Consider the following 14,395-nt stretch of genomic DNA (forward strand, 5'->3'; position numbering starts at 1 on the left):
AACCGAGCCGGCGTGGGCGCCTCGCTGAGCGCGACCCACCGGCCCGGTTTTGTTCAGCGCCGGGTCCGGTGGATACAACACGACGGCATCAGCCCTGAACTCCTGAAAGGAAGGCCTTCATAGCCACTACGAAGCCCCTGATCCCCATACCTTCACGACCTGGCACTCAAGGTGTCCACACCCCGGGGGAAGGCCCGCCGTTGACAACATGCCGGCCCATGCCGTGCGCGACATAGGCCGGCATGGCGGATGAGACGCCAGTTAGCCGCGCTGGTGCTCTAGCGTTTGACCCGCTGGTATTCGGTTGCCATCTGCTGTTTCAGCGCAGCCATTGGGGGCGCTGGTGGTGCAGCATGGCTTGCGGGAGCGGTTATGGTATTGGTGATGCTGGCGTACGGGATCACCGCGCGACGACCGATCCGAGCAGGCCGGTGCACGCTGCGGTGAGGTCGGTGGCGCAGCCTTCCGCCCGTGCCGAAGTTGCACCGTGTCCCGCCCTTTGCTTATGACGTGACGGGCTCTGCTGCTACGAGCGCCGCATTCTGGCGTTCGAGTGCCTTGACCGCACCGCTGCGCCAGCTCTCGGCCATGGACTCTGACATGGCATCGGGGAAGATGTCCTCGTCCTCTTTCTCCACTCCGTCGAAGATGGCTCGCGCGACGGACTCCGGGGAGAACTTCGGTATGTCGAGGCCTCGGATCATGTCGGTGTCCACAGGGCCGGGCATGACGGTATGAACCCGCACGCCCTGTCCGGCCAAAAGAGCACGCAGCGATTGCGACAGGGAGAACACGGCCGCCTTTGAGATCGAGTAGGCCGGAAGGACCGGCACGGCGGCCCAGGCCGCCAACGACGCAAGGTTGACGATGGCTCCTTGAGAACGAGTCAGCAACGGCAGAAAAGCCTGGGTCACGCCATATGTGCCGAAGAGATTGACGGCGAGGTGCTGTTCGAGCGCGGCACGATCGCTGAGGTCACCGTAGAGCGCCAGGCCAGCGTTATTGATGAGGATATCGAGAGACTCGACTCTCTCGACAGCCGCCTGAGTCTGCGCAGCGTCGGTCACGTCCAGGGTCAGCGGTGTAACGCGCTCATCCGAGTGGGCCAAGGGCTGGCGCGTACCGGCATATACCCGCTTCGCGCCTCTCCTCAAGGCTTCCGCCACCAGCGCCTGCCCGATACCGCGATTGGCCCCAGTCACCAGAACTGCTCTATCTACGATTGTCATGGATACGGCTCCTTTTTGTTTCTGCGTCCCGACGCCCGGATCATCCGAGCTGTCAATGATGTAGACACCGCGACGTCGGGAAAATGGGCGCCCACCGACCGCCCAGTTCGCTCCTTCGCCGGTGTCTATACCTTGGAAGCGCGACAAGGTGAGCGAGAAGTGAGGCGAGGGTGGAGTGGTGACAACCGACCTGATCACCAGGGCGCGGGCCGGGGACGGCGAGGCGTTCCGAGAGCTGACCGAGCCGCACCGAAGAGAGCTACAGGCGCATTGCTACCGGATGCTCGGATCCTTCCAGGACGCCGAGGACGCCCTCCAGGACACGCTGCTGGCTGCCTGGCAAGGCCTCCAAGGGTTCCGGGGGCGCGCCTCGCTCCGCACGTGGCTCTACCGGATCGCCACCACCCGGTGCCTCAACGCGCTTCGCTCGGCCAACCGACGCCCGGCCAAGGAGTGGGACATCCCCGAGGTTGAACCGCCCGAGCCGACCCGGCTGGGCGAAGTGGTGTGGCTCGAGCCATACCCCGACGCCCTCCTCGAAGGCGCGATCGACGTGCCGCTCGGCCCTGAGGCACGCTACGAACAGACCGAATCCATCTCCCTGGCCTTCGTGACCGCGCTGCAGATCCTGCCCGCCCGCCAACGCGCCGTCCTCATCCTGCGCGACGTACTCGGATACCACGCCCACGAAGTCGCCGACATGCTCGACTCGACCGTCGAATCGGTCAACAGCGCCCTCAAACGAGCCCGCGCCAGCCTGCACCGCCTACCACCAACCGGCGAACGCCAACTGCCTCCCGCACCCGACTCACCCGCCGAACAGGCGCTCGTAGCAAAATTCGTCCACGCCTACCAGACCGGCGATGTCGACGCGCTGGTCGCCCTGCTCACCGACGACATCCACGTCTCCATGCCACCGATCCCCCTCGAATACCAAGGCCGCGACGTCGTGGCCCGCCTCCTCGCCAGCATCATCCGCCACGACCGGACATACGACCTCGTACCGACGCGAGCCAACGGTCAACTGGCATTCGGGGCCTACCTTCGCACCCCCACCGGCGGCATCCGCCATGGAACCGGCCTCCTCGTCCTCACCGTCACCGGCGACCAGATCTGCGCCATCACCCGCTTTGACACCAGCGTCCTCCCATCGTTCGTACTGCCGCGATCACTCCCCAGCCGATAGGCAGCCCTCCGACCGCGCTCCACAACGGGGATACCACGCGCATTCGAGGGTCGAGGGCCGGCGCTCATGCCCAACCATTGACGGCAGCAGACCAGCCAGCACCCAACCAGCCGAACAAGATCAACGCTGCGGGTGCCGATTCATCATCCGGCCAGGTCAAGCCGCATGCCGATACTCCTTCAGCATGGGGACTGTACGGTCACTGGTGTAACTCCTGATCAAGGAGAACGCACCTGATGAGTACTGTGATCCAGGCATCGACGGAGATCGACCTGGAGGAGGTCGGAGTGGCGCGCAAGCAGCCCGAGGACAGCAAGGCCAGGGAGTCGGATCGGGAGCTGGTGGCCCGGCTGGTCGACCAGGCCCGCGCCGGGGGTGTGGAACTGGTGGGAGAGAACGGGCTGCTCGGCCGGCTGACCAAGCTGGTGCTGGAGTCCGCGCTGGAAGGTGAGATCACCGACCATCTCGGCTACGACAAGCACCAGCGCTCCGGCGGCGAGGTGACTAACAGCCGTAACGGCGCCCGGTCCAAGACCGTCATCACCGATGTCGGTCCGGTGGAGATCACCGTGCCGCGTGATCGGGACGGCAGTTTCGAGCCGAAGATCGTGCGTAAGCGGCAGCGGCGCCTGTCTCATCGATGAGATGGTCATCTCACTGGCCGCCAAGGGCTTGACACGGGCGAGATCTCCGCGCACCTCGCGGAGGTCTACGGTGCGCAGGTGTCCAAGCAGACCATCTCGACCATCACCGACAAGGCGCTGGAGGGGATGGCCGAGTGGCAGAACCGGCCGCTGGATGCGGTCTACCCGGTGATCTTCCACACGCTGCGGTTCTCCCAGCCTCCACGTACAAGCCGAACGGCCCTGGACTCATCTGACTCCGCCCTCTTCGCTGGTGTCCGCGCCTGTCGGTGGCTCTGATGCGCCAGTGAATCAGCCGCCTACCGACGCCGCCCGGCGATCGGCGCCAACCCCAGCAGGGCGTGAGATGTCGCGCTGGGTGGCCAATCAAGATCGCGTCCCTACGCCGGCAGAGGTACCGGCACCTGCGTCGAGCGGACGACGACCATGCGGAAGGGATTGCCGAGGATGGCTGTCACGACTGTCGACACCTAGGTGGGGTCATGGAGGTAGTCAGCACCGCCGAGGTCCCGGCGAAGGAGCGGTTCGCCCTCTGGCGCGAGGTGAGCGCGAAGTTGTGGGTGCCCCTCGACGCACGCTGTGAACCGGGGACGGAGAGCGCATTCCGGGCGCAGGCCGGCTTCACCGGCCTCGGTCCCGTGCAGGCGGTCTTGCTGACTGCCACGCCGCTTGCGATTCATCGCACGCCCAAACTGATCCGCCAGTCTGATCCCGAGACGTTTTTGGTGACCTGCGCTGTGCGCGGTCGTGTGTGGGGGGAGCAGGACGGCCGGCAGGCGGATCTACATGTCGGTGATCTGTCCATACGTGACAGCTCACATCCCTATCTGACGCGGCTTGCGCCGAGCGAGCGAGGGGCTCAGATGATGTGCCTGCAGTTCCCGCGGTCGTTACTGCCGTTATCGCAGCGGGACCTGCGGGACCTGGTTGCCGTCCGTATTCCTGGCGATCGGGGCATCGGCGCGCTGTCCTCGCAGTTCCTGTTGCAGATGGCCCGGCGCATGCACGAGTTCAGCCCGGCCGACGTTGCCCGGCTGTCCACCTTGACGCTTGACGTGCTGACTGCGGCGCTGGCCAGTGCGCTGGAGGCCCACAGCGCAGTGCCGCCGCACACCAGGCAGCGCGCGCTGATGGCCGAAATCCATGCCTTCATCCTGCGGAACCTCGGTGATCCGCACCTGACCCCGGACGCGATCGCCGCAGCCCATCACATCTCCCGGCGCTACCTGCACAAACTGTTCCACCAGGAAGGGCACACGGTCGCCGGCTGGATCCGGCGGCGCCGCCTGCAGCAGTGCCGACGTGACCTGGCCGACCCCCGGCTGGCGGCCCGCCCGATCAGCGCGATCGCGGCCCGGTGGGGGTTCACCAGCCCCGCGCATTTCAGCCAGGCCTTCCGCAGCGCTTACGATCTGTCGCCGCGCCAGTTCCGCCAGCAGTGCGCGATCGTGCGCACAGGCTAAAGACGTGTGCGCTCACGCGTAACGACAGGCCTCGGCCGCAGCGTGCACCATCTCGGTTGAAGGATGAGCCTCAGCCTCCGCTGAGGCCCACCACACAACCGGAGGAACCGCTTGTCTCGGCGGTTTCCTCCGTCGAAGGGAGAACGATGTTTCGATCTCGCTTAGCCGCGATGGTGCTGGCCGTGCCCTTGCTTCTGCTGGGTAGCGCGTCGGCCGTGTCAGCAGATTCGGCGTCCCGGTCTACCGGCTGGATCTGCAGTGGTGAGGTCTGCCTGAGGCATGTCGAGCAGGGCGCTGGCGCGCTGTTCGACAACTGCAGCGTCGATACCTGCATCGAGGTGTTCGGCAGTGCCGTTCGCTGGTCCGCCACCGCCTATGGCGAAGGCGATTGGTACGGGCACATAGATCTCTGGGGACCCGGGCACCCCAGACACAGCGGCCCAAACGGCCGCAACCCGACGGCGACCGGCACTGGCAAGGGGGTAGGCAGTGTGTGCGCCCAGGGCTGGGAATCCCTGGGCGGAGGCCGCTACGCCTCGAAGGGCCTTCCCTGCGTCTGGGTTGACTGAACGTCTCACGCCGGGGAGTCCGGGACCGACCGAACCGGCCCCGGACGCCTCCCCATTCAGGGGTTAACAGCCCACAACGTGCAGTTGACGCCTTGGTCCGGCAAATGGGATGCCGAGCCGGCGAACCGGCTGCGGCCGGGCAGGTGGTGGAGTTTCAAGGCACCCGCTACGCGGCCGCATCCGGTTCCTGCGTCCAGGCGGCCCCGCACGCCAGCGAGCGACGCAAGGTTCGCTGTAAGTTCCGGCGATAAATGGCCGGGAATCTCCGGAGCTACGTGGCCCGGCAGGATCCCTTGACGGCAAACGTACGCCCCCGCCGTGTGGCGGGGCCGTACGTTCGCCGATGTGGTGGGTCGCGGGTTCGAGGCGGGAGCCTCACATGACGCCGATGATCAGATTCTCACGAGCGGCTTCGACGACCTCCTTGGTCACGGTGGTGAGCTGGTTGATTTCCAGTACGCGTTCGATGTGGTCGACGAGGCGGGTGATGAGGCGGAAATTGCCGCTGGTGATGCGGGTGGTGGCGGCGATAGCCTCGGTGGTGGCGAAATCGGGAGCTCGGCCGCGTCTACTGAGGCGGCCCGCCCTGCCCGTCGCAGAAGACCTCCTCGACGAGCGTGTCCACCAGCTTCTGGAAATCCTTCGCTGGGCCCCTGGTGGCCTCGTCCACCCAGGTCACCGAGCCGGTCACGGTCGTCCTGCCGTCGGGCGAGCTGTACATCAGCGCCCCGTAGCCGTGCGGGGGGCTGCCCTTGTGCTGGTAGACGGTGCCGCAGCCCGGGCCCAGGTCCTGCACGAACACTCCGAGGCCATAGCCCAACTTCGGGTGCGGTGTGCGCATCTCGGCCAGCAGCCTGGCCGGCAGGAGCTTGCCGCCGTTCAGCGCGGAGAAGAACGTATGCAGGTCCTGGGTGGTGGAGATCAGGTCACCGGCGCCGGCCAGCAAGGAGAGGTTCTGGCGCGAGATGTCGACCACCTGCTCCCGGCCGGCGGCGTCCTCATACCGGTAGCTGTAGCGGTCGCCTGAGCGTGCTTCAGCGAGCCGGCCATCCGCGGCGGGTCCGGCCAGCGAGGCGCGCTGCTGCAGCGCGGATGCGCGATGGTGAAGCCGAGACCGAAGGTCAACCGCCTACTGCGTCGACCTTCGCGTGGTGAGCGGCGAGGCCGACGGCCGGAAGGATGGCCTGGTCGACGATGTCGGCCAGGTCCGCGTCGCTGGGAGGCGTGCCGTCCAGCAGGCGCTTGGTGACCAGTGCCTCGCCGATGTCGGCGACCACGGGGGTGAGCAACGCGGCGGGGAAGTGACCGCGATCGGCGTAGTGGTGCAGCACCGTGCTGGTGAACGTGCCTCCCCGCCGGGAGAAGACGTTCTCGAAGAGCGCTTCGGAGACCTGCCCGGCCCCCAGGGGATCGGTGAGGATGGCCGCGACCGCTCGGCCTGCCGGGCTGAGCATCCAGGCGCGCATGAGCTGGAGCGATCGGATCAGGTCGCCGCGCAGATCGTCGGCTCCTGGGGTGGGTTCCTCGACCGGATGCGCGTGGTAGAGCGCGTCCAGTAGCACCTCGATCGGGTCTGACCAGCGACGGTACAGCGTGGTACGGGCGGTTGCCGCCCGCCTGCCGATGCCTTCCATGGTCAGCCGGCCGACGCCGACCTCCAGTACCTCTTCCAGCACGGCGGCGTGGATGGCGTTGGCCACTTCTTCGGCACTGCGCCGCGTCCGGCCGCTGTGATCTCCCACTCGTCGCCCCTTGATCGACCCCAGGGCCCATCTTACTTGTGGAGGAGGCGGGCGTACCGCGACCGGGCCGGGGTCACCCGGCCGCGGTGGAAGCGGTCAGAACGAGATGACGGCCGTGGCGAAAGCGTCGATGACGACAGGTTCACCGGGTCGCGCCGGCGAGTTCACCGGTTCTCCTGGCCCGCTGCTGACGCCCGTCTGCTCCACCTGGCCGAGATGCGCCTCATCGGCGGTGATCGCGATGGTGATGGGGTCGGCCGTCTTGTTCACGAGCATGAGTTTGCGATCACCGTCCGCCGTGACGAAGCCCTGAGCATGGATGCGGCTGTCGGGATAGCCGAACATCATGGTGGTCGTGGTGACGAGCGAGTCGCCGGGGGCGAAGTGGCGCAGCAGCAGCTGAAGTGCCCGGTATCGGGCGTTGGGGGCGCCGCTTTCCCAGTCGACGAGCGTCGTGCCGGGAATCATGCCCGGGTAGTCCATGAACTCCGCGATGCCGACGAGATCCACTCCGAGTTCGACGAGCCGGGCCCACAGGTAGGACTGCATCGACGCGCTGAGCGCCCAGTACTCCTCCGGGATCGTGGGGGCCGGGTTCATCAGGTCCGGCGGGTATGACCCCAGTTCGTTGATGAAGGTCCGGGTCCCGGGTGCGAGCCGGCGGCGGATGGCGTCGATGTGGCGTACCTGGTCGAGGAACGCCTCGGCCTGGGCGAAGAAGAGCCCGCGCCAGTGCTCGAAGGGGGCGTTGCCATGTTCGGAGATCGGGTTGACGATCTCGGGGAAGGCGTAGAAGTGATAGGAGAACGCGTCCAGGGGGATGCCGTCGGCATGGTTGGCCGCGTTCAGGAAGTGCCAGAAGTATTCCGGCTCGCGGGCGACCGGGCTCAGGGACAACCCGATGAACTTCATCTCCGGGTCGAGAGGACGCAGGCGCTCCACGATGGTGTCGTAGAGCCGCGTGTACAGCTCGGGCGGGATGCGGTGCCCCATGTCGGGCTCGCACAGCACCTCCCAGTACGCGAAGCGGTAGCGGTGGCCCGATTCGTGCCACCGGCCGAGTTCGTCGGTGAAACCGCCCGCGATGTACCAGCTCGCGATCCGGTAGAAGTAGTCGGCGACCTCCCGCAACGTGGGGTCGCGCAGTTCGGTGCCCTGCTCGTAGTCCCAGTGGGTCTCAAAGGGATCCTCCGCGACCGGTACCGGCTCGGGAGTGACGAACATCCAGGCGGGGATCGTGGCGAAGTTCGCCACGACCGGCCGGCCCTGGGCCGCGTTCATGAAGTCCTCCACGAACGGGTCGAGCAGCCGGAAGTTCCACGACGTCTCATCGGCGGTGGGCGGAGTCAGGGCGGGCACCGCCAACCGGGGGTGGGAGTACCAGGGGAGGAAGCGCGCGAGGTCGGCGTTGAGATCGCGGAGCGCGTCGAACGCCTTGTCGTGGATCTGCGAACCACGGCGCAACGGCGGGGCGGTCCACATGTGCGTGGTCAACGTCGTACGTGACACACCGGTCCTGGCGTTCCAGTCAAGGTGCACCTCGGTGGGCGGTGGCTCCGGAAGTTCGATGGTCATGGGTCTCTCCTGTTCGCTGCGCGGCGGGGTGTACCCCTGGCACACAAGCTACGCTACTGTAGCTATAAGCATGTAGCTACAGTATCGTAGCTACGTCTGGTTTCCAGTGGACCCCTCCGGTCGGACTCGCACGACCGGAGCAACTAGACACCCCCTCTGCGGATTACGCCTGAGCAGCCAAAGGGGGGTCCCTTTGATGTGAGAGGTCAACCATGTCCATCGCTCCCCCGGCCCCCGTTCACGAGGCCACACCCATCACCCGGCGGGCGCTCGCCCCCGACCTCGCGCGTGGGCTGATGCTGCTGCTCATCGCGTTGGCGCATGCGCACATGTACCTGTCCGGCCACGAGGCGGGCTTCCGCGGCTATGCCTTGGACGGCACCGCTCTCGACAAGCTGGTCGCCGGGGCGCAGATTCTCCTCGTGGATGGGCGAGCGCTGCCCATGTTCGCAGCCCTGTTCGGCTACGGCCTGGTCCAGCTCGCCAACCGGCAACTCGCCACAGGCAGAAGCTGGCCGCAGGTGCGCACCGTACTGCGTCGACGGAGTCTGTGGCTGCTGGCATTCGGGTTCTGCCACGCGCTGCTGCTGTTCTTCGGTGACATCCTCGGGGCATATGGGCTGGTCGGGCTCGTGCTCGTCGGCTTCATCCGGCGCGAAGACCGGGCCGTGCTACGGGCCGCGGCGGTTGGATTGGCGCTGCATGTCGTGGTGCTGTTCGGCTTCGGGCTGCTCACCATCTCCGCACCCAAGGGCGACACGCCCGCCGCCATGGCGGATCCGATCGAGGCGCTCGTGATGCGGCTCATCGGATGGTCCGGAATGACGCCCACCTACTTCGCCGCCAGCGTGGTGCCGGCCTTCCTGTTCGGAATCTGGGCGGCCCGGCGCCGCGTACTGGAGGACCCGCTGTCGAACCGGGACCTGCTCTCCCGCGTCGCCGTCGTGGGTACGATGCTGGCTGTCGTCGGCGCGGTTCCGCTGATGCTGATCGACACACGAATCTGGACGCCGTCGGATCTGGTGTCCGTATCCGCGTACGCGCTGCACAGCGTGACCGGCATCGCCGGCGGGCTCGCGTACGCGGCGATCATCGGACTCATCGTCGGCCGGGGGCGGCGCGGCTATCCCGGCCCGCTCGTCAGGGCCCTCGCGGCCTGCGGCCAGTGGTCGCTGACCTGCTACCTGCTTCAGTCGGTGATCTTCGTCGCGGTGTTCGCCCCCTACGCGGGAGGGCTCGGCACGCGCGTCGGCGACGCCGCGGCGTCCGGCATCGCCGTGGTGACCTGGCTGGCCACCGTGGCGCTCGCCGCGCTGCTGGCTTCGGGCGGGCGAAGGGGACCTGCCGAGGCCGCACTGCGACGGCTGACGTACAGGCGAAACTGACCCACGCGAACTGGTGATTCCTGGTTGACCGGTCAGTGATCGTTGCCAGAACCACGAACGGTTCGTGTGATTCGAGGATCAAGCACGGTGAACACCCGGAACAATGACGAACCTCGAAAGATCATCTCCAGTGGGAGTAAACGGAGCAGCCGAGCATGGAACTACGTGACATCGAGATCTTCCTGACGCTGGCCGAGGAACTGCATTTCGGTCGCACCGCCGCCCGGCTGTGCCTGTCACCCGCCCGCGTCACCCAGGCGATCCAGAAGCAGGAACGGCAGATCGGCGCCCCGCTGTTCGAGCGGACCAACCGCAGCGTACGGCTGACGCCGGTCGGGCAGCAGCTCCGCGACGACCTGCGGCCTCTCTACGCCGGGCTGAAGGACAGCGTGCAGCGCGCCCAGCTCGCCGGTCAGGGCATCACCGGCACCCTGCGCGTCGGCATGCTCCCCGCCAACGCCTACGACCTGCGCCCTTACTGGGACGTCTTCCGCCTCCGGCACCCGCAGTGGAAGCTGCGCGTCCAGAAAACCCAGTTCAGCGACGCCTTCGCCACGCTGCGCCGCGGGGACATCGACGTCCTGATCGCCTGGCTGCCCATCGACGAGCCCGACCTCGCCGTGGGCCCGGTGCTGTTCTCCGAACCCCGGGTACTGGCCGTCGCCACCGGCCACGAGCTCACCCAGCGCACGTCGATCTCCCTGGAGATCGCCGCCGACTTCCAGCACCCGCAGTCCGACACCCAGCCCGGCTACTGGTACGACGCCTACATTCCACGCGAGACCCGCCGCGGCCGCACGATCGAGCGCGGCGCCGTGGTGCAGAACACCGAAGAGGCCATCACCCTCGCCGGCATGGCCGAGATCGTCGTGCTCTTCCCCGCCCACATGACCCGCTACTGGGTACGGCCGGACATCACCTACCTGCCGGTCACCGACATGGGGCCCCTGCCGTACGCGATGGTGTGGCTCAGCGAGACGGACAACGAGCCCATCCGCGCCCTGGCCGAGGTCGTCCGCGACCTCGGCCCCCTCACGCCGATCGCCGACAACACGGTGAACCCGGCAACGCCTCGCCAGACCGGACGTCATCAGGTTCAGCACCCCTTGGAAGAGCCGCAGCCCATTTCAGCCAATCGACGACAGGGGGACCGGCGAGGCGGCGTCGTCCGAGCGAACGTGAGCACGGGTACCCACCGTTGGCGTAGCTGGCTACGGGCCGCTCGCACATGTCACTCACATCGCGGGCGGACCGCCCGGGGAGGGCTCGGCCCCATGTCCGGACTGTCGGCGCTGACATCGCTGGCAAAGACCGCGAATATGTACGCGATAACAGACTATTCACGTACATGAACGATCACGGCCGCCCGCCGATCAGGCGATCCGTCTCCGGGGACGGTGCGCGACCTCGGGCACGTTTATCCGGTACACCACGCCGGGCCTCATGCCCGCCCGGCGGCGGGCATGAGGGTTGCGGGCGGGCCATCGCCAAGGTCACCGAGGTGCTCGCACCCCGCCGCCGTACTCACTGGCCTCGTTCGAAGAGTCAGCTGAAGCCACGGTCGATGTAGATCCGGTCTTCGGGAACGCCGAGGGTCAGGAGTTGCTCGGTCTGGATGATGATGTCTTGATCGTCGGTCGAGCAGCGGGCGTGGCCGACGCCGGTTCCGTTCACGCGCTCAAGTGTTCCGGATAGGGCGCCTTCACCGGAACACCTATACGGAACACCGTGACCTGGGGCGCTGTCTCGGCTCGCGGGTGCTCCGGTTGAGGAACCCCTTACGAAACACCAGTTCATCCACCCCTCCGCACTCCACATGAGGTGTACAGGTCGGCGGGTCCGAGTCCCCTGCTGATCCGGGTGCGCAGGGAGCGCAGGGCTTGCCGGAGTTCGGCTGGTTCGATGTCGGTGAGGTCGGCGCCGAAGGTGAGGAGCAGGCCGGCGAGTCCTGACCATGACCAGGCGCCAAGGGTGAGGCGGCAGGTGGTTTCGGTGTCGTACTTGACTGTTGATCCGCCGGGAGCGAACCGGGCGACGGTGGAGGCGGGCAGGGCGAGGGTGACCGAGCCGCGGCATGGCCAGTCGGCAGCGGCGTCTCCGCGGTCGGGTGCGGTCATGACGAAGGTGACGGGATCGCCGTGCGGGATGTCGCGCCGGTCGAAGGGGGTGTGCGTGGGCAGGTGCGGCTGGATGCGATCCATGCGCATGGCGCGCCATCGGCCCCCGTCCAGGTCGAAGGCGACCAGGTACCAGCGTGCGGCCCACACCACGAGGTCGTGCGGTTCCAGCGTTAGCGTGACGGGTTCTCCGTCACCGGTGTAGCCGACGCGTACGAGGTGCTGCCGGTTGATCGCGCCGCCGACGGCGCGGACGGTCTCGGCGTCGATCGGCGGGGCGGGGAACTCCCAGTAGTTGCGGGCAGAGGAGACGGAGAACGCTTCGGCGTGCAGGCGGCTGCGCGCGGGCATCGCCTGGTGCAGCGTGGCGAGAGCACGTGCCGCGTTCTCGCGGATGCCGGACAGGACCGCCGGGACGGTCTGCAGCGCGACGGCCGTGGCGACGGCCTGGTCCTCGTCGAACACGACCGGCGGCAGGCGGGCGGCGTGACCGAGCCGATAACCGCCACCCGCGCCGCGGACGGCCTCGATCTCGTACCCGAGATCTCGGAGCGTGTCGATGTCGCGGCGCACGGTTCGCACCGACGTGCCGACCCGGGTGGCGAGTTCATCGGCGGTCAGGGTCGCGCCGATCCCGAAGATGGACAGCAGTTTGAGCGTCCGCGCGGAGGTGGCAGCCATGATTCTCGATTCTCTCGCCGATAGCGGTCACTCGATGGCAACTATGCCCGACAGGGTGACCGGCATGACCGCTTCACCAAGCCCCCGAAAGGGCACCCTCAGCCCTGAGGTTCCTCCCGTACCCATCGCCGGCGCCGGCGCGACCGCGGCGCTGCTGGTGGTGCTCTTCGGGTCCTTCATGGACCTTCTCGATGCGACGATCGTGACCGTCGCGGCCCCGGCGATAGCCCGGGACTTGGGTGCCAGCGACGCTCAGATCCAGTGGATGATCGCCGCCTACACCCTCGCCCTGGGCGCGGGCCTGATCACCGGTGGACGGCTCGGCGATCAGTACGGCCGCAAGCGGCTGTTCCTGATCGGGCTGGCCGGGTTCATGCTCACCTCGGCGCTGTGCGCGCTGGCCGCCGATCCGGCGATGCTCATCGGCATGCGGGCCGCGCAGGGACTGACCGGCGGCATCATGGTGCCGCAGGTGTTCGGGATCATCCGGGCGTCCTTCGCGCCGGGTGAACGGGCCAAGGCGTTCGGCGCGTACGGAGCGGTCCAGGGTCTCGCCTCGGTCGCGGGTCCGCTGCTGGGCGGGCTGCTCGTCGAGGCCGACCTGTTCGGCCTGGGCTGGCGTACGATCTTCTGGATCAACGTGCCCGTCTCGGTCCTGGCCCTCGTCATCGGCGCGAAGGTGCTGCCGGAGTCCCGCTCCGCCTCGACCGCGCGGCTGGACCTGGCGGGCGCGCTCCTGGCGGCCACGGGCATCCTGCTCCTGCTGCTGCCGATCATCCAGGCCGAGACCTGGGGATGGACCTGGGGCAGCTACGCCCTTCTGGCGGCCGGGATCGTCGTGCTCGCGATCTTCCTCGCCTACGAGCGCCGCCTCACCGGACGCGGGAACGAGCCCGTCTTCGATCCCGCTCTGCTGAGAATCCGGGCCTTCACCGTCGGCCTGGCCGCTTCGGTACTGTTCTTCGGCGGCCTCGGGTCGTACTTCCTCACCCTCTCGATCTACCTGCAGAACGGGACCGGCCGGACCGTGTGGGAGACCGGCCTGGTGATCCTCCCGTACGCGCTCGGCTCGATCGTCACCTCCGGCCTCGGCGTCGCGCTGGCCGCCAAGGCGGGCAGAACACTGCTGATCGCCGGCTCGCTCACGATCGCGGCATCGCACCTCGTCCTGTGGTACGTCGTCAAGGACGGCGACGATCCCGGATACTGGCTGCTCGCCCTGGCGCTGTTCATCGGTGGCCTCGGACTCGGTCTCGCCGCGCCGATCCTCGTCAACGTCGTGCTGGCGGGCGTCCCCGGGCGCAACGCGGGCGCCGCGGGCGGGGTACTGTCCACTGTCGGCCAGATCGGCGGCGCCGCCGGCATCGCCGTGCTCGGCACGGTCTTCTTCACCTCCGTCACCGGTTCAGCCGCCGGGGCGCCGGCGCTGCCCGACTACGGTCATGCGCTCGGCATCGTCCTGATCGTCTCAGCCGCGCTCTACCTGATCACGGCACTCGTGATGCTCGCGCTCCCGAAGGCCGCGGCCGAGCACGCCGAGTAGAGAAGCATGCCGCTTGTCAACCGGCATCTCGAGCGCGCTGCCTGTCACTAGGGCAACGGCGCAGCCGAAGGGGCGCCCTGCCTGCACATCGAGACAGGCTGACCAGGAAAGGGGCCAGGAAGGGGCGCGGCGCTGTCCGGGGCGCTGGGCACCGACATGCGGCTGCTGCTAGTGGCCTGTCACTCAACGTCGGTCGGGTAATTGATCTCTGGGCGGTGGACCCGGCAGGCTGGCTACTTCCCTAATGAGGAGGTGGTCATG

At 67.5% G+C, this 14,395-nt stretch carries 12 protein-coding genes and 1 pseudogene; 7 read left to right on the forward strand and 6 right to left on the reverse strand.

Translation table 11 applies throughout. The annotated features are described in order from the left end of the window. Positions 1 to 503 precede the first annotated feature (503 nt). Positions 504 to 1,229 (reverse strand): SDR family NAD(P)-dependent oxidoreductase, encoded by a 726-nt coding sequence (locus ACIBQX_RS48730; RefSeq protein WP_397017296.1) that lies wholly within the window; start codon positions 1,227 to 1,229, stop codon positions 504 to 506. A 178-nt stretch (positions 1,230 to 1,407) separates the two neighbouring features. On the opposite strand from ACIBQX_RS48730, the gene ACIBQX_RS48735 reads away from it, so the two are divergent. From ACIBQX_RS48735 to ACIBQX_RS48750, 4 genes and pseudogenes are all read left to right on the forward strand, one after another. Further along, positions 1,408 to 2,415, forward strand: a complete 1,008-nt coding sequence (locus ACIBQX_RS48735) for a sigma-70 family RNA polymerase sigma factor (protein ID WP_397017298.1) — start codon at positions 1,408 to 1,410, stop codon at positions 2,413 to 2,415. 236 nt (positions 2,416 to 2,651) lie between these two features. Beyond that, positions 2,652 to 3,338, forward strand: a pseudogene (locus ACIBQX_RS48740) (transposase). A 203-nt stretch (positions 3,339 to 3,541) separates the two neighbouring features. Next, on the forward strand, positions 3,542 to 4,522 hold the full coding sequence (locus ACIBQX_RS48745; protein WP_397017300.1) for a helix-turn-helix domain-containing protein: 981 nt from the start codon (positions 3,542 to 3,544) through the stop codon (positions 4,520 to 4,522). A 170-nt stretch (positions 4,523 to 4,692) separates the two neighbouring features. After that, on the forward strand, positions 4,693 to 5,091 hold the full coding sequence (locus tag ACIBQX_RS48750) for a hypothetical protein (RefSeq protein WP_397017302.1): 399 nt from the start codon (positions 4,693 to 4,695) through the stop codon (positions 5,089 to 5,091). 568 nt (positions 5,092 to 5,659) lie between these two features. On the opposite strand, the gene ACIBQX_RS48755 is transcribed toward ACIBQX_RS48750, so the two are convergent. From ACIBQX_RS48755 to ACIBQX_RS48765, 3 genes are all read right to left on the reverse strand, one after another. Then, a complete protein-coding gene (locus ACIBQX_RS48755) occupies positions 5,660 to 6,178 on the reverse strand; it encodes a serine hydrolase (protein WP_397017327.1) in 519 nt (172 codons plus the stop codon). A 34-nt stretch (positions 6,179 to 6,212) separates the two neighbouring features. After that, entirely contained in the window at positions 6,213 to 6,833 is a 621-nt protein-coding gene (locus ACIBQX_RS48760; RefSeq protein ID WP_397017304.1) for a TetR/AcrR family transcriptional regulator C-terminal ligand-binding domain-containing protein, read from the reverse strand. A gap of 96 nt (positions 6,834 to 6,929) precedes the next feature. Beyond that, positions 6,930 to 8,408: a hypothetical protein gene (locus ACIBQX_RS48765; protein ID WP_397017306.1), complete on the reverse strand. Its 1,479-nt coding sequence runs from the start codon at positions 8,406 to 8,408 to the stop codon at positions 6,930 to 6,932. Positions 8,409 to 8,620: 212 nt separating this feature from the next. Between ACIBQX_RS48765 and ACIBQX_RS48770 the strand changes: the two genes are divergently transcribed. Both ACIBQX_RS48770 and ACIBQX_RS48775 read left to right on the forward strand, forming a co-directional pair. Then, a complete protein-coding gene (locus ACIBQX_RS48770) occupies positions 8,621 to 9,793 on the forward strand; it encodes a DUF418 domain-containing protein (protein WP_397017308.1) in 1,173 nt (390 codons plus the stop codon). A 155-nt stretch (positions 9,794 to 9,948) separates the two neighbouring features. Further along, a complete protein-coding gene (locus ACIBQX_RS48775; RefSeq protein ID WP_397017310.1) occupies positions 9,949 to 11,145 on the forward strand; it encodes a LysR family transcriptional regulator in 1,197 nt (398 codons plus the stop codon). A 193-nt stretch (positions 11,146 to 11,338) separates the two neighbouring features. Here ACIBQX_RS48775 and ACIBQX_RS48780 read toward each other — a convergent pair whose 3' ends face one another. Further along, positions 11,339 to 11,467: a hypothetical protein gene (locus tag ACIBQX_RS48780; protein ID WP_397017312.1), complete on the reverse strand. Its 129-nt coding sequence runs from the start codon at positions 11,465 to 11,467 to the stop codon at positions 11,339 to 11,341. Positions 11,468 to 11,586: 119 nt separating this feature from the next. Next, positions 11,587 to 12,591 carry a helix-turn-helix transcriptional regulator gene (locus ACIBQX_RS48785; RefSeq protein WP_397017314.1) on the reverse strand — a complete coding sequence of 335 codons (1,005 nt, stop codon included), beginning with the start codon at positions 12,589 to 12,591 and terminating at the stop codon, positions 11,587 to 11,589. A 64-nt stretch (positions 12,592 to 12,655) separates the two neighbouring features. On the opposite strand from ACIBQX_RS48785, the gene ACIBQX_RS48790 reads away from it, so the two are divergent. Continuing rightward, positions 12,656 to 14,134 (forward strand): MFS transporter, encoded by a 1,479-nt coding sequence (locus ACIBQX_RS48790; protein ID WP_397017316.1) that lies wholly within the window; start codon positions 12,656 to 12,658, stop codon positions 14,132 to 14,134. The last annotated feature ends 261 nt before the right edge of the window (positions 14,135 to 14,395 follow it).

Source organism: Nonomuraea sp. NPDC049714 (assembly GCF_044465295.1).
GTDB lineage: Bacteria > Actinomycetota > Actinomycetes > Streptosporangiales > Streptosporangiaceae > Nonomuraea.